Source organism: Micromonospora sp. NPDC049204 (assembly GCF_040647935.1).
Classification (GTDB): domain Bacteria; phylum Actinomycetota; class Actinomycetes; order Mycobacteriales; family Micromonosporaceae; genus Micromonospora.
Window position 1 is genome coordinate 25,514 of record NZ_JBEZDC010000005.1, and the last position, 21,287, is coordinate 46,800.

Consider the following 21,287-nt stretch of genomic DNA (forward strand, 5'->3'; position numbering starts at 1 on the left):
CCCCTCCCCAGCCGTCAGCAGTACGTGTGTTCGACACCCTAACCGGCGCCCTTCCCACCAGCCCCACGGGACACGCCCCGCGCCCCGCGCGCCCCACGCTCGACCGGCGGGAGCGGAGGTCCGGGGCGCCAGCCGCAAGGTCACGCTCGATCCGGGATGTAGTGGCAACGAAGCACCCGGACACCACTACATCCCAGATGCTGCGCGATCTGCGGCGGCGAGGGCGGGTGGGCCACACAGCTTTGGTACGGAGTATGTGTCGCTGGCCCATGTGCCGGAGAGCACACAGCTCGTAACTTCTTGCGCCATGACGGCAGAACCCGTGGCGGTCCCCCACGTCGTACAGCTCGACCTCGCCGGTCGGACCGCCCTGGTCACCGGGGGCGGTGGCGGCATCGGGCGGGCGTGTGCCCTGCGGCTGGGCGCGGCCGGCGCCACGGTGCTCGTGGTGGATCGCGACCTGGAGGCGGCCAAGGCGGTGGCCGCGGAGGTCGGCGGCCGGGCAGAGGGTGTGGACCTGTCCGACGCCGCGGCGGTGGACCGCCTCGACGTGGACGTGGACATCGTGGTGAACAACGCCGGCCTTCAGCACGTCGCGCCGCTGCAGGACTTTCCCGTCGAGCGCTTCGAGTACATCCAGCGGGTGATGGTGGAGGCGCCGTTCCTGCTGATCCGTCGCGCGCTGCCGCACATGTACGCCCGGGGCTGGGGTCGGATCGTCAACATCTCCTCGGTGCACGGGTTGCGCGCGTCGCCGTACAAGGCGGCCTACGTCTCGGCGAAGCACGCGCTGGAGGGGCTGTCGAAGGTGGTGGCGTTGGAGGGCGCCACGCACGGGGTGACCGCCAACTGCATCAACCCGGCGTACGTGCGCACCGCGCTGGTGGAGAGCCAGATCGCCGACCAGGCGGCCAGCCACGGCATCGACGAGGCCGAGGTGATCGAGAAGATCATGCTGGCCCGGGCCGCGATCAAGCGCCTGATCGAACCGGAGGAGGTCGCCGAGCTGTTGGCGTACCTCTGCTCGCCGCCGGCGGCGTTCATCACCGGCGCGTCGATCGCCCTCGACGGGGGCTGGACGGCCAACTAGTGGGGCTGAGCACAATGTCGACCATGTCATCGCCGGTGGAGTTCCTGGAGCTGCTCGCCCGTGAGGCCGCGGCGGTCGAGTTCGAGGGACCGTTGGTGGCCGCGCGGGCCGCGGGGCTGCCGCCGGAGCGGCTGGCCGAGCTGGAGCAGGCCAGGTCGGTGGCGTTGCGGGTCCGCGCGCTGCTGGAGCGTCGCCGTCGCCGGGAGTCCGAGCTGTCCGGCCTGTACGACACGGTCAGCGACCTGGCCGGGCTGCGCGACCTGGACGACGTGCTGCGGGCGATCGTGCACCGGGCTCGTAACCTGCTCGGCGCGGACGTGGCCTACATGACGCTCAACGACGACGAGCGCGGCGACACGTACATGCGGGTGACCGACGGGTCGGTCTCGGCCCGTTTCCAGCGGTTGCGGTTGCCGATGGGCGCCGGTCTCGGTGGCCTGGTGGCCCAGTCCGGCGCGCCGTACGTCACCGGGAACTACGGCGAGGACGCGCGCTTCCACCACACCGGGGAGATCGACGCCGGGGTGGGCGAGGAGGGTCTGGTGGCGATCCTCGGGGTGCCGCTGCGGCTCGGTTCCACCTCGATCGGTGTTCTCTACGCGGCCAACCGTTCGGCTCGGCCGTTCGTCCGGGAGGAGGTGGCGCTGCTGGTCTCGTTGGCCGCGCACGCCGCGGTGGCGATCGACACCGCCCGACTGCTGACCGAGACCCGCTCGGCGTTGGCCGAGTTGTCGGCCGCGAACACCACCATCCGGGCGCACAGCAGCTCGGTGGAGCGGGCCGCGGCGGCGCACGATCGGATGACGGCGCTGGTGCTGCGCGGCGGCGGGGTGGAGGACGTGGCGGCGGCGGTGACCGAGGTGCTGGGTGGTGCGCTGCTGGCGTTGGACGCCGAGGGCCGCCTGCTGGCCCGGGTGGGTGAGATCGACGAGCCGGACCGGGCGGACATCGTGGAGGCGGTGGCGGCGTCGCGGACCGAGGGGCGAAGTGTGCGCCGGGGTCCCCTCTGGTACGCGGCGGTGGTGGCGGGCGCGGAGAACCTGGGCGCCCTGGTGCTGCGTCCGGACGACGAGTTGGTCGACGCCGACCAGCGGATTCTGGAGCGGGCCGCCCTGGTGACCGCGCTGCTGCTGCTGTTCCGCCGGACGGTCGCGGAGGCGGAGGGGCGGGTGCGTGGCGAGTTGCTGGACGACCTGATCGCCCGTCCGCTGCGCGACACCGACGCGTTGCGCAGTCGTGCTCGCCGGCTCGGGGTGGACCTGGACGCACCGCACGTGCTGGTGGCGGTGGGCGACGACGCGATCGCGGCGACCGGCTCGGCCCGGCAGCGGGTGCTCTCCTGGGCCACCACGTACGCCTCGGCGCGCGGTGGGCTGGCCGCGGCTCGCGACGGTCGGGTGGTGCTGATGCTGCCGGGGTTGGACGCGGGCGGCAGCGCCCGCGCGGTGGCAAGGGACCTGTCCCGGGTGACCGGCCGACCGGTGACCGCCGGGGCGAGCGGCCCGTCGAACGGGCCGGCGGCGCTGGCCGGGACCTTCCACGAGGCCGACCGGTGCCTGACGGCGCTTGGCGCGTTGGGCCGGACCGGCCAGGGGGCGAGCACCGCCGAGCTGGGCTTCGTCGGGTTACTGCTGGGCACGGTCGGTGACCGGGGCGAGACGGACGTGGCCCAGTTCCTCCGCACCACGGTCGGGCCGGTGGTCGACTACGACGCCCGGCGGGGCACGGCTCTGGTGCGGACGTTGGAGGCGTACTTCGGGGTGGGTGGCAGCCTGGCGCGCGCCGCCGAGCAGCTGCACGTGCACGTGAACACGGTGACCCAGCGGTTGGAGCGGGTCGGGCAGTTGCTCGGCGCGGACTGGCAGCGGCCCGAGCGGGCGTTGGAGGTGCAGCTCGCGCTGCGCCTGCACCGGCTGCGCGCATCGGCCGACTGATCGACCGAGGCCAGCCGGCGACCGCCCCGAGCAGCCGCCGGCTCGCGGACCAGCGGCCTGCTCAGCGGACCTGGATGCCCCGCAGTACGGCGTCGACGACCCGCTCGGGCAGGGTCTGCTCGTCCAGGTCCGGGTTCCACTGGAGCACCCGCTGGATCAGCATCGGCCCGGTGAGCAGCGCCATCGTCACCTCGATGTCGATGTCGCCCCGGAGCACTCCCTCGTCGATGCCGCGCCGCAGCACCTCGCGCATCAGCTGCCGGCGGGGCGCGATGATGTTCTGGTAGAGCTGGAACTGATCCGAGTCGCGGTTCACGGCGGACGCGAGACAGGGCATGATCTTCGGCGCACGCGGGTCGACGTTCTTGCCGATCGCGCCGACCAGCAGCACCAGGTCGTCGCGGACCGAGTGCCCGGCGGGCTGCGCCAGGACGCCCTTGAGGCGACGTAGCGCGTCCAGCAGCAGGGCGTCCTTGCCCGCCCAGCGGCGGTAGATGGTGGCCTTGCCGACCCCGGCGCGAGCGGCGATCGCCTCGATCGAGAGCGCCTCGATGGTGCTGCCCTCGGCGAGCAGGTCGAGGGTGGCCTCGATGATCGCCTCGTCGGCACGGATGCTCCGCGGTCGCCCGGGCGACCGCGGAGCATCAGCGGTGGACGTCATGGCAGACATCTTTCCGCACCTATGCCGTACCGGCCAACTCGGGCTCGGCGACCGGGGCCGCCGGAGCGACGCTGGTCTCCTCCCGACCCGGCATCCAGCGCAGCACCACGATGATCCCGAGCGCGGCGATCACCGCGGAGAGCCCGGCCGCCCAGTGCATGGCGGTGACGAAGGCGTCGTTGGCCGCCGAGATCAGCGACGGGCCCGCCGGGCCGAGCTGGCCAGCCGCCGCGTACGCGCCGGAGATCGACTCGTTGGCCGCGTCGCGGGCCTGCGTGGGCAGGCCGGTCAGCGCGTCACCGATGTCGCTGCGGTAGACCGCGGAGAGGACCGAGCCGAGGACGGCCACGCCGAGCGCGCCGGCCACCTGGCGGATGGTGTTGCTGACCGCGGAGCCCACGCCGGCCTTCTCGCGGGGCAGCGCCGACATGATCGACTCCGTGGCGGGCGGCATGATGTTGGCCATTCCCGCGCCCTGGATGAGGAAGACGAGCAGCACGATCCAGATCGGGGTGGAGGCGCCGATGAAGAGGAAGGCGCCGAGGGACACCACGGTCAGCGCCAGGCCGACGGTGGCGACGGCCTTACCGCCGTAGCGGCGGACCATCGCGGCGCTGCGCGGCGCGAAGATCAGCTGGGCACCGGCGAAGGGCAGGAAGAGCAGACCGGTCTGCAACGGGCTGTAGTCGCGTACGAGTTGCAGGTAGAACGAGCCGAAGAACATCGAGCCCATCGCGGCGAAGAACACCAGGCCGACGATGGCGACCGGCGCGGCGAAGCGGGGCACCTTGAACAGCCGGACGTCCAGCGACGGGTGGTCGCTGCGCCGCTCGTGCCGGACGAACCAGGCGAGCACCGCGACGCCGATCAGGATCGAACCCCAGGCGATCGGGCGGTCGAAGCCGTGCTCGCCGCCGTCGATGATGCCGTAGGAGAGGGCGACCAGGCCGACCACGGAGAGCAGCACGCCGAATACGTCGATCCGGCCCGGTCGCGGGTCACGCGACTCCGGGACCAGCAGGCCCACCAGCACCACGCCGGCGATGACCACCGGCACGTTGATCAGGAAGACCGAACCCCACCAGAAGTGCTCCAGCAGCGCGCCGCCGAGGATCGGGCCGATGGCCACGGCGAGGCCGACGGCGCCGGCCCAGACACCGATGGCCCGGCCACGCTCGCGCGGGTCGAAGACGTTGGAGATGATCGAGAGCGTCACCGGCATGATGGCCGCGCCGCCGACCCCCATCAGGGCGCGGGCCGCGACGAGCTGGCCGGGGCTCTGGGCGTACGCGGAGAGCAGCGACGCCAGGCCGAACAGCACCAGACCGATCATCAGGAAGCGCTTGCGGCCGGCGCGGTCGCCGAGCACCCCGAAGGTGAACAGCAGTCCGGCGAAGACGAGCGTGTAGGAGTTGATGGACCACTCCAGCTCGCCCTGGCTGGCGCCGAGGCCGTGCACCGGGTCGGCCAGGGTGCGCAGGGCGACGTTCAGGATCGTGTTGTCGAGGACGACCACGAGGAGGCTGATCACCAGCACCCCCAGGATCGCCCACCTCCTCGGGTGGCCGGTGTTGTTGTGCAGCTCCATGCCTGGTTTCCCCCCACGCTTTCCCCGCGCCGCAATACGATACGGGTCAGACTCGTAACGCGGGTCAGCCTACGGCGCGCATTAACGATACGGCACCGATCCGTATCGTATGTGGTGGGCATCACGCCGGGTAGCAACGGCCAGGCAGGCGGCGACGGCGGTCGGCAGCGAGTCGAGGCGGTCCGCCGGCGCGGTGAGTGGCTCGATCCAACCCGGTCCCGCGCCGTACACCCGCAGGCGTGGGAAGTCCCGGGCAAAGCGCACCAGACGGTACGCGCGGCCGGTGACCGGCGTCTGCGACCAGAGCACGACGGTGTGCGGGCGGGCCCGGTACACCGCGCTGGCCAGCGCCGACCAGGGCAGCGCGGGCCCCAGGTGCAGACACCCGCGCCCCTGCTCGCGCAGCGCGGCGGCGAGCGCGTGCAGACCAAGGCAGTGCGCCTCCTTCTCGGCGCCGGCCAGCAGCAACCCGCCGGCGGGCAGTGACCGGCCCGGCTCCCGGCGGTACACGTCCAACCCGACCCGGACGCCCTCGGAGAGGGCATGTTCGACGGCGACCTCGGCGGCGGAACGTCCCCGCAGCCGGGCCAACAACGGACGACAGACCTGCTCCCAGAGCGCCGGCACGCCCCAGGCCTCGGCCACCTCCAGCACCAGCGTGGCGACGGCATTGCCGTCCAGGTCCTCGGCAGCCAGCGAGACCTGCTTGTACGCGATCTCCACGGTCCGCGCCGGCATCGGCTCGGTCAGCACCAGACGTACCCCCGGATAGACGTTCCCTACCCGGGGTTTCGCTGGAACGGCGGGCGGTGGATGCGCCGGCGCGGGATTTGCCGGCGGCGACCTTGACCGGACCTCCTAGGTTGATGATCTACCCAGCCCCGCGGAAGGTCCCCACCCATGCCTGTCGGCTTCACCACGGCGATCGTCTTCACCGCCGCCCTGGCGGTCAGCGCCGTCCTGGCCCTCGTCACCCGCGCGCGGCCACTGAAGCGGGTGGCCGCTCTCGCGGCCCTCGGCTTCCTGGCCCTCACCCTGCTGGTCGGGATCACCTCCAGCGCCCACTCGGTGCCCATCCGCTCGGTCGGCATCGTCACCAGCTTCGGCAAGCCCACCGGCGAGGTGACCGGTTCCGGCCTGAAGTGGGTGGCGCCCTGGCAGAAGGTCGGCGAGTGGGACGCCGGCCGGCAGAAGTACGACCACATCGGCGGCAACAACTGCGTACGGGTCCGCACCGGCACGCTCGCCGACGCCTGCGTCGAGGTCCTCATCGAGTGGCAGGTCAAGCCGGAGAACGCGCCGAAGCAGTTCATGGACTACAAGGGCGACTTCAACAGCTTCCGGGGTCAGCGGGTGGGAGTGCAGTTGGACAGCGCGGTCAACGACGCCTTCGCCGCGTACAACCCCCTTGAGAAGATCGACGCCCAGACCGGTGACCTCAACGTCGACCTGAAGCCGTTCGCGGCGAACATCAAGACCAGCGCGGAAGCCCGGCTCACCACCGACGTGGACATCCTCTCGGTGACGATCACCCGGGTGAACCACGACGACAAGACCGAGGGCAACATCAAGGCGTTCCAGGACAAGCTGGCCCAGACCCGCAACCTGGAGCAGGACCGCAAGAACGCCGAGATCTCCAAGCAGATCACCGAGACCAACGCGAAGGTCGACAAGGTGACCCGTTGTCTGGAGATCGCCGAGAAGAACGGCGCCAACCCGGGTCTGTGCATCAACCCGGGCATCGTCACCGGCAAGTGACCGACGCCGAGCGGGTCGGCGCTCGTCAGCGCGCGGCGGCCCGCTCCCAGGCACGGGGAGCGCTGACCTTGGCCCAGCTCGCGCCGAAGGTCATCCGGCGCAGCGGTGGCACGATGTCGCAGAGGCTGAACCAGCGACGGGTCAGGCCCACGTTCAGCGGGTTGCTCATCATGCCCTGGTGGAGGGTCCGCAGGGCCAGGTCGACGGCTTGGAATCCGTACTCGCGCATCTCGGTCTCGTACTCGCCGATCGCGTCCAGCAGCGGCAGGTGGCCGGTGCCGGCCAGGGACAACTGGCGGGTGAGCAGGGCGGAGTCGCGCAGTGCGGTGTTGGCGCCGTTACCGCCGGCCGGCGGCATGCCGTGCACGGCGTCGCCGAGGACGGTGACCCGCGACGGCGCCCAGGGCACCGGGCGATCGGACGCCTGGAACGGAAACGCGCTCACCTCCCCCGGTGGACACTCGTCGATCAGCCGGCGGAGCGCCGGGTGCCAGCCCGTGATCAGCCCGGCGACGTAGGCCTTCAACTGTGCGCCGTCGAGGCGCTCCGGACGCGAGGGAAACAGTTCGTTGCGGCCGACGAACGCGCAGAGCAGATAGTCGTCCCCGACCGGCTGCTGGCGTTCGAACACGGAGGTGAACAGGAAGTACGGCGCACCGGTCAGGACGAGGTTCATGCCGTCCGCCAGCCGGGCGGGTAACCAGGCTCGGGTGTCGTCGTTCAGCGGCAACTTGAGCCCGACGCCCACCGCGCCGGTGTCGCGCTGGGTTGCGGTCGGCAGGTACTGCGCGCGTACCCGGGAGTTGATCCCGTCGGCGCCGACCAGGACGTCGCAGCTGACGGACGTGCCGTCGGCGAAGTGCGCGGTGGGCCGACCGTCGGCGGCGAGCTCGTAGCGTTCGAACGTCCTGTCGTAGTGGACGGCGTCGTCGAGTCCGTCGAGGAGGACGCCGCGCAGTGTCTGACGGTCGACCGGGTAGGCCCGTTCCGCGGGGTCGGGATCGTCGGGATGCATGAGCGCGTCCTCGACGAGGACGAGCGTGCGCAGGTCCGTGCCCAGGAAGCCGAAACCGCCGCCGGGGCGGCCCGCGGTGTCCGTGAACGCCTGCCACTGCCGGTCGGGCAGGCAGGCACGCAGCGACCGGCTGCCCGCCGGGTTGATGGCGAGCCGGTAGCGGTCCACCCGGTCGTCGCGGCACCGGTCACGCTCGTACACGGCGGCGTCGAGGCCGTGTTTACGCAGACCCTGGGCGAGCGCGAGACCGCCGATGCCACCGCCGACGATGAGGACGTCAATCATGGGTGAGTCCTTCCGGTGCGAAGAGGTCGCACAGTTGGTTGACAACCGACTCGGCCTTGTCGGGACGCAGACGGATGCCCTTGACGGTGGCGATCACCAGCTCGACGCTGGCGGCGACGTTGAGGTTCACCGACCAGACGTGGTGCGCGACGCCCTCGCTGAAGATCGCCGCGAGGGCGTCGCGCCACCCCTGTTCGTCACGCTCGATATCGACCTCGGTGGACGCGTCACGTCGAGCGCGAAGATCAAGCTCATCGAGTACGACGAACAACTCGGGCCGTTCCGCGACGGCGGTGGCGATCTCGCTGAGGTGTTGCCGCAACCGGGCGGCGGGTTCCAGGTCGGTGTGCATCGTCGCCTCGAATTGGCTGGTCACGTGCTCGAGCACCGCGGCGATCAGATCGGCCTTGGTCCGGAAGTAGTGGTGCAGGGTGGAGTGGTCGATGCCTGCCGCGGCAGCGATCGGTCGCAGCCGGAACCCCTCGAAGCCGTTCTCGGCGATCGCCGAGAACGCCGCGTGCACCAGGGCCTGCCGGCGGTCGAGCTGTTCAGTCATTCCCACCCATCCTCAACCAAGCGGTTGGTTGATAGTTCAGCATCTGTGTGACCAGGTGTCAACCACCTGGTTGGTGGGCACCTCCCGATCCCGGCCGGGAGGTGCCCACACCGCCGAGCGCGCCCTAGGCGTAGCTGAACAACGGGGGAAAGACGAGGACCACGATCCAGGCCCACGCCGCGTACACCGGCAGGTAGCCGGTCTGCCACCGTTCCAGCGTGGCGAACGGCGTGCGTCGGCGGATGAAGGTCAGCAGGAGCCACGCCGACCACGCGAGATTGACCAGCAGGATCACGTTCTCGCCGAGCGCGGCCGCCCGGTTGGGCGTGCTGCCGTACTCGTCGGTGATGCGCCCGGTGATCTCCAACAGCACCAGCACGTCGATCGCCAACGCACTGACCACCAGCGCGAGTTGGAGTTTGTCGAACGCTCCGGCCGGGGCCAGCGGATCACGGGCCGAGAGTGAGTAGAGCAGCAGCCCCAGCACCACGACCAGCAGGAGGTCGAACAGGATCAGCGCCTCGCGCTCGACGTCGATGCCGTGGCTGGTCCAGACCACCGCGACGAGGAAGGCGAGCAGGGCGGCCGTGAAGAGCGGCGTGAACAGTCGGGTGAGGACCGGCGCGATGTTCTCCACGACACTCTGCTTGGCCTCGACCAGCCACCCGGCCACCACGACCGCGGCCGCGGCGCCGCAGGGCAGGAGCCACTGCGAGACGAACGCCTCCGGGACGATGCCGATGGCCGCGAAGGTGTTGAACAGGAACGCGGCGAGCACGCCGCCGCCGAGGGCCATCAGCACGAAGTAGATGAACCACTCGCCGGTGAAGCGGATGAAGTCCATGCGTCGACGAGACGAGCGCCAGTCGTCGGCGACGTAGGCCAGACCGACCACGAGCCAGAGAGCGATGGGCAGGTGGACGCCGGTGACGACCACGGACTGCGAGTCGTCCGGCAGGGGGTAGGCGTTGGCCGCCGCGACGCCGAGCGCGAACAGCGCCACCAGCACCGCGAGCACCGCCGGCCGGGCCTGCCGGCGCCAGGCCAGGAACCCCGCCAACCAGGGCAGCGCGAACAGGGTGGCGTTGCGCGCGTAGAACGAGCCGTCGTCGTCGAGGCTCAGCCCGAACAGCGCGGGCGCCTTGACGGACACCACCGCACCCGCCGCGCAGCCGAGCAGGACCCACAGGTCCCGGCGGGAGCGTGTGCCGGCGACCGGACCGCCGGAGTCGCCGGTCAGCACCAACTGCTTCCACAGACGTTCCGAATGTTCCCGGGCGAACTCGCGGGAGAGATCGTCGAGGCTGCCCATCCGTTTCACCGCGACCAGGAACGCCTCGTCCGGGCTCAGGCCGGCGGCGACGAGCTCGTCGACGGAGCCGCGAAGGTGGTCTTCCAGCTCGTCCGCGTCCACCGCCTGCAGCTCCCTGCGGCGCAGCACGTACCGACGCCACTGCGCGAACTGCTCTTCCAGCTCCTCCGGCCCACCGTGCCTTGTCATGCGAGGCCCTCCAGCGGGTACGCCGTCAGTGGCGCGCGGTCGTGCCAGATCTCCTTGAGCGCACCCACGACGGTGTCCCACTGCCGGCGCTGCTCGGCCAGTTCGGCCAGGCCCCGGTCGGTGATGCGGTAGTACTTGCGCTTGCGCTCACCGGCGACCGCCTGCCAGCTCGACTCCAGATAGGCGAGCCGTTCGAGCCGGTGCAGCAGCGGGTAGAGCAGCCCCTCGGTCCAGTCCAGCTCTCCCCCCGACAGCTCGTTGATCCGCCGCAGGATGGCGTACCCGTAGCTCTCGCCCTCGGCCAGGATGCCGAGCACCATCGGTGTCGCCGAGGCGGCGACCAGATCCTTGGCGACTTTCATGAAGCCTCTCACCCCTAACCCTAGAAGTACAATGCATCGTACTGCTAGGTATTGCTCCACCCGCAAGGGGCGACGACCAAATCGCCGTTACGGGCAGCTGTGGTGCCCCGAACCGGCACGGCCGGGTTAGCCTTGGCGCATATGGCTACCTTTCGCAGCGCCTCAGTGCTCCTTTCCTCCGACGGCACCCGCACCCCCGGCACCGCCGCGCTCTTCGCCGAGCCGGCCCGTAGGGGCGGTATCGCACCCTGGGCGGGCGACTTCCGCCCCGCCAACAGCGCCGGCAACGGCCCCAAGAACGCGATCGGAAAGACCTTCACCCTGGAGCTGCCCGACGGCAGCACCGGCAAAGTCGTGGTCCAGGGCCTCAAGAGCGGCAAGGGTGGCGTCGTGCTGGCGCTGATGGGCGAGGACGCCCCACCCTTCTGATCTGTCGCCCGGCTTTGTCGCCCGGGCGCCCAGGGTTGGCCCGTTCGGAGCCAGCCCAGGGCACCGGGCCAGGCACGCCCCTCGTCGCCGACAATCCCCTGGGAAACCGGTGGTCGGGTCGCGATAATGCCTGCCGTGCAGGAAGTCGAAGTCGTCGTCGCCCATCGCGAACGCGCGACCCTGCGCGTCGGCGACACGTTCCTGAAGATCGACGCCGATCCGGTACGCGCCGACGTCGAGGTCAAGGCGATGGCGATCGCACCGATCCCGACTCCCGAGGTCCTCTGGCACCGGCCGCCGGTACTCGCGCTCGCCGCCCTGCCCGGAACCGCGCTCGGTCGCCTCGGCGAGCCGTCGACCGCGTCGCCGGCGGCGTGGGCCGCGGCGGGCGCCGCCGCACGTACGCTGCACGACGCGCCGCTGCCGCCCTGGCCCGGCCGCAGCCGCGACGAGTTGGCCGCACGGCTCGACGTCGAATGCGAGTGGCTCGTCAGCAACGACGTTCTCCCCACCGACCTGGTCATCCGCAACCGCCACGTCGCCGAGGCCGCGCTCCGGCCGTGGACACCGGTGTTCACCCACGGCGACCTGCAGATCGCTCATGTGTTCGTCGACGGTGACGAGATCACCGGTGTGCTCGACTGGTCCGAGGCGTGCCGGGGCGATGCCCTCTTCGACCTCGCCACGTTGACGCTCGGGCACGAGGAGCACCTCGACGACGTCGTGGCCGGCTACGGCGTCGACGTCGACCTCGACGTGATCCGGGCGTGGTGGTCGATGCGCAGCCTGCTGGCGATCCGCTGGCTCGTCCAACACGGCTTCGACCCCTCGTCGCCAGGCTGCGAGGTCGACGTGCTGCGGGCGCGGATGTGACACGCGTCCGGGTGAGCGGCAGTGGCCGACCCACTCGGCTCAGTCCAGGGTGACCACCCAGCGAGCGCCCTCGCCTCGCGCCAGTCGGGCGAATGCCGTGGGCGCGTCGTCCAGCGGGACTGTGCCACTGACCAGCACGCGCAGATCCAGCGCGCCGTCGGCCAGCTTGGCAGCCAGCGCCGGCACCTCCCGCTCCGGGTCGGACGAGCCGTACACCGAGGAGCGCAGGGTGCGGGCGGAGTGGAAGATGTCGAGCGCGCCGAGACTGACCATGTCGTCCTTGGCGCCCATGCCGACCACTGTCACCACTCCCCCGCGCCGGGTCAGCCGCCAGGCGGCGCGGATGGTGGTGGCGCGGCCGACGCACTCGAAGGCGTGGTCGACGCCCCGGCCCTCGGTGCGCGCCCGTACCTCCTTGGAGAGCCGGTCGTCGGAGAGCAGGAAGTCGGTCGCCCCGGCGGCGAGCGCCAGGTCCCGTTTGGCCTCGGCGACGTCGACCGCGAGGATCGTCGTTGCGCCGGCCTGGCGGGCAGCGGTGAGCACGGCGAGCCCGACCCCGCCGAGTCCGATCACCGCGACCGACTGGCCGGGCGCGACCCGGGCGGTGTTGTGGACCGCGCCGACACCGGTGAGCACCGCGCAGCCGAGCAACGCGGCCCGCTCCGGCGGCAGGCCCGCCGGGATCGGGATGACGGCGTTCTCGGGCACCACCACCGCCTCGGCGAGCGCGCCGAGGCCGAGGGTCAGGTGCAGCGGGAGGCCGTCGTCGGTCTCGCCGCGCGGCACGGTCGGGGCGGTGGTGTCGGCGCAGAGCCACGGTTCGCCGTTGCGGCACCACCAGCAGGCCCGACAGGCCGGTGCCCAGTTGAGCACCACCGGGGTGCCGACCCGCAGGGTGCTGCCCGGCCCGGCCTCGGCGATAACGCCGGTCGCCTCGTGCCCGAGCGCCAGCGGGAACCTCGCGGCGATGGTGCCGTTCACCATGGACAGGTCGGAGTGGCAGACGCCGGCGGCTCGGATCGTCACCCGTACCTCGCCCGGACCGGGCGCGGGCAGGCGTATCCGCTCGACGCGCAGCTCGGCGCCGGCCCCGCGCGCGACAAGCGCGCGGACGATGACCGGCTCGCCGCGGCCCGGCGCGGCCGGGGACGGCTCGGGGCCGCTCATCGCTGGATCGCCTTCAGCTCGCAGAACTCGGCGAGCCCGTGCACGCCCAACTCCCGGCCCAGGCCGGACTGCTTGTAGCCGCCGAACGGGGCGAGCGGATTGAACGGGGCGCCGTTGATGTCGACCGCGCCGGTCCGCAGCCGCCGGGCCACCGCGAGCGCCGCCTCGGTGTCGGCGGACCAGACCGCGCCGGCCAGCCCGTACCGCGAGTTGTTGGCGATGGCGACCGCCTCGTCGGTGTCGTCGAACGGGAGGACGGCGAGGACCGGGCCGAAGACCTCCTCCTGGGCGAGCGCGCTGTCCGGGTGCACGTCGGCGAAGACGGTCGGGGCGACGAAGTGCCCCTGGGCCGGCACCGGAGCGTCCGGTCCGCCGGCGACCAGCCGGGCGCCGTCGGCGAGCGCCCGGTCGACGTGGCCACGGACCCGCTCGACCTGGGCGGCGGAGACCAGCGGGCCGAGCCGCGTGGCCGGATCGAACGGATCGCCGAGCCGGTAGCCGGCCACCGCCGCGGCGACCAGGTCGAGTGCTTCGGCGTACCGGTCGCGGTGCACCAGCATCCGGGTCCACGCGGTGCAGGTCTGCCCGGAGTTGAGCAGGGCGTTGCCGACGCCCACCTTGACCGCGCCGGCCAGGTCGGCGTCGCGGAGGAGCACGTTCGCGGACTTGCCGCCCAGCTCCAGCGCGACCCGGGCGATCCGGTCGGCGGCGACCCGCATGATCCGCGCGCCGGTGGCGGTGGAGCCGGTGAACGAGACCAGGTCGACGTCGGGGTGCCCGGCCAGGGCCTCGCCGACCACCGGTCCGGTGCCGGGGACCAGGTTGAGGACCCCCGGCGGCAGGCCGGCCTCGGTGACGGCGTCGAACAGCAGGTACGCGGTCAACGGGGTCAACTCGCTGGGCTTGAGGACCACCGTGCAGCCGGCGGCCAGCGCGGGCGCCAGCTTGGCCACCACCTGGTGCAGCGGGTAGTTCCACGGGGTGATCGCGCCGACCACGCCGATCGGCTCGCGGACGACGAGCGAGTTGCCGATGCTCTCCTCGACGGGTGGTCGGGCGGCGAGCGCGACGTGGTCGCGCAGCACGGTCAACGGCAGCCCGACCTGGACGCGGGTGGCGAACCTCAGCGGCGAGCCCAGCTCCACGGCGATGGTGCGGGTGAGGTCGTCGGCGCGGGCGGCGAGTGCGGTGTGCAGCCGGTCGAGGTGGGCGGCACGCTCGCCGGGGGCGGTGGCCGCCCAGCCGGGGAAGGCGGCGCGGGCCGCGGCGACGGCGCGATCCACATCGGCCGGGGTGCCGGCGGGCACCTGCCCGATCGGCTCGCCGGTGCTCGGATTCTCCACCTCGAGCAGGTCGGTGCCGGCGGGAGAGGTCCACTCGCCGCCGATGTGCAGGTGACGTCGGAGGCGCAGGGTGTCGGGCAGCTGCGACGGCGGGGCGGCGAGGTCCATGGCGTCCCTTCGGGGGTGGTCGACGGGCGATGGCGACGGGGTCGCGGCGGGTGATGGCGACGGGGCGATGAAACTAGCGCTGGGAGTTTGGACGCTACCCGCTGGGCCGCCCGGACTCCACCGTGCCGACGCTGCGGGCGTACTCGGCGGCCAGACCGTGCAGCAGCGCGTCCAGGCCGAGGGCGAAGGCGCCCTCGTCCACGCTCTGCTGGTGCTCGGCGAGCCGGTGTGCCTGCCGCAGGTGCGGGTAGTGCGCGGCGTACAGCTCCGGGTCCTCGACGAAGCCGCGGGCGAACGAGCCGAGCGCCGACCCGGCCACGAAGTAGCGCAGCGCGGCGCCGATGTGGGTGGCGCGGGCCGGCGGCCAGCCGGCGCGTACCAGCCCGCCGTAGACGGCGTCGGCCATGGCGAGGGCGGCCGGTCGGCGGCCCGGCCCCTGCGCCAGGTACGGCACGATGTTCGGGTGCGCGGTGAGCGCCCGCCGGTACGACCAGGCCCAGTCGCGCAGCGCGGCGGCCCAGTCCCGGCTGGCGAAGCCGCTGGTGTCGACGGCGCCGGTGACCGTGTCCGCGACGGCGTCGAGGATCTCGTCCTTGGTGGCGAAGTGGTTGTAGAGCGACGGGCCGCGGACGCCCAACTCGGCGGCGAGCCGGCGGGTGGAGAAGGCGGGCAGGCCCTCGGCGTCGATGAGCGCGGTGGCGGTCTCGACGATCAGCTGCCGGGTGAGGCGGGGCTGGCGGGGTCGGGGCACTGCGCTCCTCGCGGGTCTCGGCGGTGGGGGTCTGGACGCGGCAAAACTTGCACCGCTAGTTTAATGGTGACCGGCAGCTCCGACGCCAGGAGGACCACCGTGGACTTTTCGCTGACCGACGAGGAGCGGGCGGTGCGGGACACCGTCCGGTCGTTCATCAGCCGCGAGGTGCTGCCCCTGGAAGCCGAGGTGCTCCGCCGGGAGCGGGCGCACCAGCCGGGCCTGGACCACTCCGAGGTGCGCGAGCTGCAACTCAAGGCCCGCAAGTTCGGCTTCTGGGGCCTGGCCACCCCCGAGGAGTACGGCGGCATGAACCTGCCGGCCGTACTCCAGTCCTTGATCTGGACGGAGTTGGGCCGCACGTTCGTGCCGTTCCGCTTCGGCGGGGAGGCCGACAACATCCTGTTCCACGCCACCGAGGAGCAGAAGCGGGAGTTCCTTCTCCCGACCATCGAGGGCGAGCGGCGCTCCTGCTTCGCGATCACCGAGCCGGGGGCGGGCTCGGACGCCGCGAACATCCGGCTCTCGGCGCGCCGCGACGGCGACGACTGGGTCCTGGACGGCGAGAAGACCTTCATCACCGGCGGGCACGACGCGGACTTCGCCATCGTGGTCGCGGTGACGGATCGGGACAAGGGCGCCCGCAACGGTGGGGCCACCGCCTTCCTGGTCGACCGGACGATGGGTTGGCGCTCGGAGTTCATCCAGACCATGGGCGAGGGTGGCCCCGCATCGCTCATCTTCGACGGCGTCCGCGTGCCGCACCGCAACATCCTCGGCGAGATCGGGCAGGGCTTCACGCTGGGCATGGAGTGGATCGGCAAGGGCCGCTACACCATCCCGTCGCACGCCATCGGCATCGCCGAACGGGTGCTGCAGATGGCGATCGACTACGCCAACACCCGCGAGACGTTCGGCGCGAAGATCGGCACCAACCAGGCCATCCAGTGGATGATCGCCGACTCGGAGACCGAACTGGAGGCGGCCCGGTGGCTGGTGCTGCGTTCGGCGTGGACCGTCGACCAGGGCCTGGATCCCCGGCACGCGTCGTCGATGGGCAAGCTCTACGGCGCCGGCATGGTCAACCGGGTGGTCGACCGGGTGCTCCAGATCCACGGCGGCATGGGCTACACCCGGGAGCTGCCCATCGAGCGGTGGTACCGGCAGGTCCGGCTCTACCGGATCTTCGAGGGCACCGACGAGATGCAGCGGCTGATCATCTCCCGGGACCTGCTGCGCGGCTACACGAAGATCGGTGGTCACCTCGCCTGAGCGGAGTCACCCCGTCAACGCCTCCAACGCCGCGTCCACGTCGGCCTCGGTGGAGTAGACGTGGAAGGAGGCGCGGACCCGTCCGGCGCGGACCGCCGCCCGGATGCCGGCCGCCGCCAGCCGCTGCTCCGCGTCCGGCACGTCGACGCTGACGATGGCGCTCTCCCCCGGCGGCCGGCCCAGCCCGGCCAGGAACCGGTTGGCCAACGCCACGTTGTGCTCCCGGATCGCCGGCACGCCGATCTCGGCGACCAACTCCAGCGCCGGCGCCGCGCCGACCCAGCTGAACCAGGCCGGGGAGATGTCGAACCGGCGGGCGTCGTCGGCCAGCCGCAGCGGCGCGCCGTAGTAGGAGGCGTGCGGGTCGCGGCCCGCGTACCAGCCGGCGGCGTCCGGGCGCAACCGCTCGCGCAGCGCCGGGGCCAGGTAGGCGTAGGCGGTGCCGCGCGGGTTCATCAGCCACTTGTAGCCACCGACGGCCACCACGTCGGCCCCGCTCCCGTCGAACGGCAGCCAGCCGCACGCCTGGGTCGCGTCCACCACCACCAACGCGCCGTGCGCGCGGGCCGCGGTCACGATCTCGTCGTACGCCGCCACCGCCCCGTCGGCCGACTGCACCAGGCTGAACGCGACCACATCGGTGTCGCTGTCGATCGCGTCGACCAGGCCAGCCAGCGACACCGTACGGACCTTGACCCCGCGCTCCTCCTGCACCAGCCACGGAAACAGGTTGGAGGTGAACTCGACCTCGGGGACCACCACCGTCGCCCCGGCCGGCAGGGCCGCCGCGACCGGCGCGAGGATCTGCGACACGGCCGCGCCGACCGCGACGTCACCGGCCGGCACCCCGATCAGGGCGGCGAACGCGGTACGGGACGAGTGCACCGCCTCGCCCCAGCCCTCCCACGACGTGCGGCCGACGCGCCACGCGCCCAGGGCGTCCTGTAGTGCCGTCCACGCCGGCTCGGGCGGCAACCCGTAGGAGGCGGTGTTCAACCAGCCGGGCTCCGGCTGCCACAGCTTCTGCGCCTGCTCGATCTCCATCTCGCCGACGTTAGGCGAGGCGGCGTCGAACGGGCAGGACCAATCGGCGATCGGCGGCCTGTCAGATCCGGACGAAGTCCTGGCCGAGCACCGTCCGCAACCTGGTCAGTGCGCGGGCGTTCTGCGTCTTGACCACCGAGACGGAGACGCCGAGGGTGCTGGCGACGGCCTCGACGCTCTGGTCCTCCCAGTGCCGAAGCACGACGATGGCCTGGTCCCGAAGGGGCAGGGTGGCAAGCGCCCGAAGCAGGGTGACGTGCACCTCCGCGGTGTCGTCGAGCCGTCGGGGCGCCGCCTCGGGCAGCTCGGCCAGCACCAGCTCGGTGGCGCTACGCCGCTTCGCGTGGTCGAAGACGACGTTCATCAGCACCCGCCGGCTGTACGCGTCGAGGTTCGTGGTGTGCCGGATCCGGCTCCAGTTCGCGTACATCTTCGCGAAGGTGGTCTGGGTCAGGTCCTGCGCCAGGTGCCAGTCGTGGCACATCAGGTAGGCGGTCCGGCGCAGTCGCGGCGCGGTGGTCTCGACGAAGGCGGTGAACTCCGCCTGCCGGGCGGTCTGCTCGCGCCGTCGGGCCGCGCCCCAGCGCACACCCGCCATCAGTCGACCGCCGACGCGTTCGTGCCGGCCGGGCAGTCGATGCCGATGATCTCTTCGACTCCGGGCATGCGTTTGACCAGGCCCTTCAACGTCGCGAACTGCTCCCGCGCGACGAGCGTGATCCGGTACGACTCCGGAAATTGGCTGGCCTTCACGCTGGCGGCGAGTTCGGGCGCGTCCTCGTACATCTTCCTGAAGTTGATCAACGCCTGTTCGCGACTCACGAACACCAGGGTCCCGACCGCCGGATCCACGTCCAGCGCGCGGTTGACCGCGTCGCGCTGCCCATTGGTGATGTCGTCGGTGAGGAAGATCGAAGCATCGGTCGCGGTCGTCTGGGCGGGGGCCTCGCACGCCCTGTTCACCAGCATGCCGAACGCCGCCGGCACGGTCGTCGGTTCCGGGGCCGACCGTTGCGGCGGTGCCACCACGTTCACCACCCCGACCGCCGCGATGGCGGCCACGGCTGCCGTGCCCGCCGTCACCAGGCGCTGTCGACGTCGGCGCAGGCTGGTGCCGGCTGCCATCGCCGCGCCGGCCAGGTCGGTCGACGGCAGTGCGGGCTCGTCGACGATCGCCCGGTCGAAGAGCATCCGCAGGTTCTGATCCATGATTCACTCCCGTGCTCCGGTGGACTCCCACACTCCATGACTGGTTGGGGCACCGGATCGGTCACATCGGGGCCGAATCGCCAGCCGGTGGACGGATTCGGGCGAGGCTGGCCGAGAGGCCGGTGAGCCACCTGTCGACCTCCACGAGGTGCCGGACCGACCGCGGGTCCGGCCCGCTGAGCAGTGGACGAACCCGGTCCAGTTCGTCGCCGCAGCCGGCCGGGTCGGCCGTCGGACCCGCGGCGCGGTCGTGCGCCACCTCGCGGGCGACGTCGTCGTACGCCGAGCGCAGATGCGCGGCGGAGTCCCGCAGCAGGGCCGCCGCGGCCGGCCAGCCGGCGAGGCAGCCGGGCGGGTTGCGGCGCAACAGCGACTCCGCGCCGGGCACCACGTGGTGCCCGGCGCTCAGGACCGCGTCCCAGTTCACCTGCTGCCGGTGCGGATGGTGTCGCTCCGAGTGGTACTGGCAGTACGACGAGTCGACAAGGATCATTCGGCGCCGGACCCGGTCGAGGGCACGGTCGGGAGGCGGAGCGCCGCCGACGATCGCCAGCACGGTCTGCTCGACGGCGTCCGCGCTGGCCCTCAGGTAGCCCGTCGCGTTGTGCCGCAGATCGTGGCTCGCGCCGCGCGGCCACATCGCCACGCCGGCGAGCACGCCGATCACCGCGCCGAGCAGCACGTCGACGAGGCGGGTCTCGGCGAGCCGCCACCCTTCCGGGCTGAGCTGGGCGAAGACGACGGTCAGCAGCACGGTGAACAGCGCCTGCTGCCACACCGGGCCGAGCAGGCGACCGACGCCGAAGGCCAGCAGCAGGGTCACCGGCAGGACGACGGCGTACACGATCGGCTTGTCGATGACGAGCATCAGCCCGCCGCTGACGACGGCACCGACGATCGTGCCCAGCACGGCCGGGCGCAGGGCGGTGCGGGTGTCGGCGGCCGAGGTACGCAGGACGGTGAGGGTGGCCAGCAGCACCCAGAAGCCGTGGGTCAGGTGCAGCGCCCCGGCGGCGATCCGGGCGACGGCGAGCGCCACGGCCACCCGAAGCGAGCTGTGCAGGTGGGCCGAGCGGGGTGCCAGGTGGGAGCGGAACTGCCACCAGTACAGCCGCCACGGGCTGTGCCGCGCGTACGCGAAGAGCCCTCCGGGGGCGTCCTCGCCGTCGGGCCGCGACCCGGTGGCCACCCGGACGCCCACGGCGAAGACCCGGGTCTGGTCGGCGACGGCCAGTGCCGTCGCGTCCCGGCACAACCGGGACGCGTCCGGCGGGTCGTGGCCGTCGCCCTCTCCGGCGAGGTACGCCGTCTCGGCTCGCCCGATCGCGGCGTCCAGGTCGTCGAGACCCACCGGCGGGGCGCCCGGTGTCAGGGTCCGGCCGGCGGCGCGGGTCGTCACCGCGCACGAGCGCAGCAGACTCGCCGCCGCCAGATCCCCAATCGGTACGGCTGGCGCGTCCACGGCCAACCGGTCCGCCTCGGCGAGCGCCTCGCGGAGCGCGGACGCGCAGATCCGCAACGCCCGATCCTGGGCGCCCGCCGCGCTCGGCGCCCACTCCGGGGGGTTGCGGCCCAGTTCGATGGCGGCCACCGAGTCGTACGCGCGCTCGCGCCGCGGGTCCCGAGCACCCGGACCGGTGGGCGGGTCGGTCAACCGCTCGGCGGTGACGTCGAGGAACGCCGCGACGCGGTCCGCCGCGACGGCGAGGCGCTGCCGGTAGGAGACCGGCACCGGATCGGGCCAGAGGAGCACCTCCGCCGCGGCGAGCAGCACGATGGCGAACGTGACGCCGCCGAGTCGCTCCGGCAGGGTGCCCGGCTGGTACGGCGGGAACGACGCCAGGATGTAGAAGAGTTGGAACGCGCTGGCCAACCCCACCAGGCGCGGGTTGCCGACCCCGGCGAACGCCACGACGAACCCGATGACCACCATGCCACCGGCGGCCGACCACGTGCTCCACGCCAGCAACGACCCCACGGCGATCAGCGCCCACGCCGCCGGCAGTGCGGTGACGAGGATCCGCGCCCGTTGCGGCGCCGGACCGGGCAACTGCGCGAACGATCCGGCGGCGATCGTGCCGAACAGGCCGTAGGTGGCGAGCACCGAACTGCCCGCGCCGTAGCGGCAGCCGTAGAAGACGACGGACGCGACGAGTGTCAGTCGTGCCGCCCGCCGCAGGACGGCATCGCCCGGGTCGCGGCGGCGGAGCCGGCCGAGGAGGCCGGTTGCCCGCACGCCTGCTCCCCCGGATCGTCGCGGCACCCCTCATTCTCGCCCCGGGACCTGCTGGTGGCGGCGCGTTTCGCGACGAATCAGCGCGATGTGGCGGGCGCGCCGCTG

The 21,287-nt window shown here is 72.2% G+C and carries 20 protein-coding genes; 6 read left to right on the top strand and 14 right to left on the bottom strand.

Annotated features, from left to right (window positions below; all coding sequences use genetic code 11):
- The first annotated feature begins 307 nt into the window (after positions 1 to 307).
- Both AB0A90_RS11545 and AB0A90_RS11550 read left to right on the top strand, forming a co-directional pair.
- Positions 308 to 1,090 carry a 3-hydroxybutyrate dehydrogenase gene (locus AB0A90_RS11545; RefSeq protein WP_357245264.1) on the top strand — a complete coding sequence of 261 codons (783 nt, stop codon included), beginning with the start codon at positions 308 to 310 and terminating at the stop codon, positions 1,088 to 1,090.
- 14 nt (positions 1,091 to 1,104) lie between these two features.
- Positions 1,105 to 3,024, top strand: coding sequence for a helix-turn-helix domain-containing protein (locus AB0A90_RS11550; protein WP_357245266.1), 1,920 nt, complete (start codon positions 1,105 to 1,107; stop codon positions 3,022 to 3,024).
- Between the two features lie 61 nt (positions 3,025 to 3,085).
- Here AB0A90_RS11550 and AB0A90_RS11555 read toward each other — a convergent pair whose 3' ends face one another.
- The 3 genes from AB0A90_RS11555 to AB0A90_RS11565 all read right to left on the bottom strand — a co-directional run bounded on the left by AB0A90_RS11555 (position 3,086) and on the right by AB0A90_RS11565 (position 6,026).
- Complete coding sequence (locus AB0A90_RS11555; protein ID WP_357245268.1) at positions 3,086 to 3,694, bottom strand: TetR/AcrR family transcriptional regulator; 609 nt, start codon at positions 3,692 to 3,694, stop codon at positions 3,086 to 3,088.
- A gap of 10 nt (positions 3,695 to 3,704) precedes the next feature.
- On the bottom strand, positions 3,705 to 5,273 hold the full coding sequence (locus tag AB0A90_RS11560; protein ID WP_357245270.1) for an MFS transporter: 1,569 nt from the start codon (positions 5,271 to 5,273) through the stop codon (positions 3,705 to 3,707).
- Between the two features lie 81 nt (positions 5,274 to 5,354).
- A complete protein-coding gene (locus AB0A90_RS11565) occupies positions 5,355 to 6,026 on the bottom strand; it encodes a transcriptional regulator (RefSeq protein WP_357245272.1) in 672 nt (223 codons plus the stop codon).
- Between the two features lie 147 nt (positions 6,027 to 6,173).
- Here AB0A90_RS11565 and AB0A90_RS11570 point away from each other — a divergent pair, with 147 nt between their 5' ends.
- Complete coding sequence (locus AB0A90_RS11570; RefSeq protein ID WP_357245274.1) at positions 6,174 to 7,031, top strand: SPFH domain-containing protein; 858 nt, start codon at positions 6,174 to 6,176, stop codon at positions 7,029 to 7,031.
- Between the two features lie 25 nt (positions 7,032 to 7,056).
- Here the strand turns inward: AB0A90_RS11570 and AB0A90_RS11575 are convergent, their stop codons facing one another.
- The 4 genes from AB0A90_RS11575 to AB0A90_RS11590 all read right to left on the bottom strand — a co-directional run bounded on the left by AB0A90_RS11575 (position 7,057) and on the right by AB0A90_RS11590 (position 10,750).
- Positions 7,057 to 8,331, bottom strand: a complete 1,275-nt coding sequence (locus tag AB0A90_RS11575) for an FAD-dependent monooxygenase (protein WP_357245275.1) — start codon at positions 8,329 to 8,331, stop codon at positions 7,057 to 7,059.
- Positions 8,324 to 8,887: a TetR/AcrR family transcriptional regulator gene (locus AB0A90_RS11580; protein WP_357245277.1), complete on the bottom strand. Its 564-nt coding sequence runs from the start codon at positions 8,885 to 8,887 to the stop codon at positions 8,324 to 8,326. Before AB0A90_RS11580 ends, AB0A90_RS11575 begins: the two co-directional genes overlap by 8 nt.
- A gap of 124 nt (positions 8,888 to 9,011) precedes the next feature.
- The gene (locus AB0A90_RS11585; protein WP_357245279.1) at positions 9,012 to 10,388 is read right to left on the bottom strand and encodes a permease prefix domain 1-containing protein; all 1,377 of its coding nucleotides are present in this window, start codon (positions 10,386 to 10,388) and stop codon (positions 9,012 to 9,014) included.
- Positions 10,385 to 10,750, bottom strand: coding sequence for a PadR family transcriptional regulator (locus tag AB0A90_RS11590; RefSeq protein WP_357245281.1), 366 nt, complete (start codon positions 10,748 to 10,750; stop codon positions 10,385 to 10,387). Before AB0A90_RS11590 ends, AB0A90_RS11585 begins: the two co-directional genes overlap by 4 nt.
- A 165-nt stretch (positions 10,751 to 10,915) precedes the next feature.
- On the opposite strand from AB0A90_RS11590, the gene AB0A90_RS11595 reads away from it, so the two are divergent.
- Positions 10,916 to 11,179, top strand: coding sequence for a hypothetical protein (locus AB0A90_RS11595; protein WP_357245283.1), 264 nt, complete (start codon positions 10,916 to 10,918; stop codon positions 11,177 to 11,179).
- A gap of 126 nt (positions 11,180 to 11,305) precedes the next feature.
- Entirely contained in the window at positions 11,306 to 12,052 is a 747-nt protein-coding gene (locus AB0A90_RS11600; protein WP_357245285.1) for a phosphotransferase, read from the top strand.
- A 39-nt stretch (positions 12,053 to 12,091) separates the two neighbouring features.
- Here AB0A90_RS11600 and AB0A90_RS11605 read toward each other — a convergent pair whose 3' ends face one another.
- The 3 genes from AB0A90_RS11605 to AB0A90_RS11615 all read right to left on the bottom strand — a co-directional run bounded on the left by AB0A90_RS11605 (position 12,092) and on the right by AB0A90_RS11615 (position 15,421).
- Positions 12,092 to 13,219 carry a zinc-binding dehydrogenase gene (locus AB0A90_RS11605; RefSeq protein WP_357245287.1) on the bottom strand — a complete coding sequence of 376 codons (1,128 nt, stop codon included), beginning with the start codon at positions 13,217 to 13,219 and terminating at the stop codon, positions 12,092 to 12,094.
- Positions 13,216 to 14,670: an aldehyde dehydrogenase family protein gene (locus AB0A90_RS11610; RefSeq protein WP_357245289.1), complete on the bottom strand. Its 1,455-nt coding sequence runs from the start codon at positions 14,668 to 14,670 to the stop codon at positions 13,216 to 13,218. Before AB0A90_RS11610 ends, AB0A90_RS11605 begins: the two co-directional genes overlap by 4 nt.
- Positions 14,671 to 14,764: 94 nt before the next feature.
- Positions 14,765 to 15,421, bottom strand: coding sequence for a TetR/AcrR family transcriptional regulator C-terminal domain-containing protein (locus tag AB0A90_RS11615; RefSeq protein ID WP_357245291.1), 657 nt, complete (start codon positions 15,419 to 15,421; stop codon positions 14,765 to 14,767).
- A gap of 99 nt (positions 15,422 to 15,520) precedes the next feature.
- On the opposite strand from AB0A90_RS11615, the gene AB0A90_RS11620 reads away from it, so the two are divergent.
- On the top strand, positions 15,521 to 16,693 hold the full coding sequence (locus AB0A90_RS11620) for an acyl-CoA dehydrogenase family protein (protein WP_357245292.1): 1,173 nt from the start codon (positions 15,521 to 15,523) through the stop codon (positions 16,691 to 16,693).
- 6 nt (positions 16,694 to 16,699) lie between these two features.
- Here AB0A90_RS11620 and AB0A90_RS11625 read toward each other — a convergent pair whose 3' ends face one another.
- The 4 genes from AB0A90_RS11625 to AB0A90_RS11640 form a co-directional block, all read right to left on the bottom strand.
- Positions 16,700 to 17,737, bottom strand: coding sequence for an aminotransferase class V-fold PLP-dependent enzyme (locus tag AB0A90_RS11625; protein WP_357245294.1), 1,038 nt, complete (start codon positions 17,735 to 17,737; stop codon positions 16,700 to 16,702).
- A 61-nt stretch (positions 17,738 to 17,798) separates the two neighbouring features.
- Positions 17,799 to 18,335 (bottom strand): SigE family RNA polymerase sigma factor, encoded by a 537-nt coding sequence (locus AB0A90_RS11630; RefSeq protein WP_357245296.1) that lies wholly within the window; start codon positions 18,333 to 18,335, stop codon positions 17,799 to 17,801.
- Complete coding sequence (locus tag AB0A90_RS11635) at positions 18,335 to 18,946, bottom strand: permease-like cell division protein FtsX (RefSeq protein ID WP_357245298.1); 612 nt, start codon at positions 18,944 to 18,946, stop codon at positions 18,335 to 18,337. The genes AB0A90_RS11630 and AB0A90_RS11635 overlap by 1 nt, the downstream gene beginning before the upstream one ends.
- 61 nt (positions 18,947 to 19,007) lie before the next feature.
- Positions 19,008 to 21,182 (bottom strand): FUSC family protein, encoded by a 2,175-nt coding sequence (locus AB0A90_RS11640; protein WP_357245300.1) that lies wholly within the window; start codon positions 21,180 to 21,182, stop codon positions 19,008 to 19,010.
- Between the last annotated feature and the right edge of the window lie 105 nt (positions 21,183 to 21,287).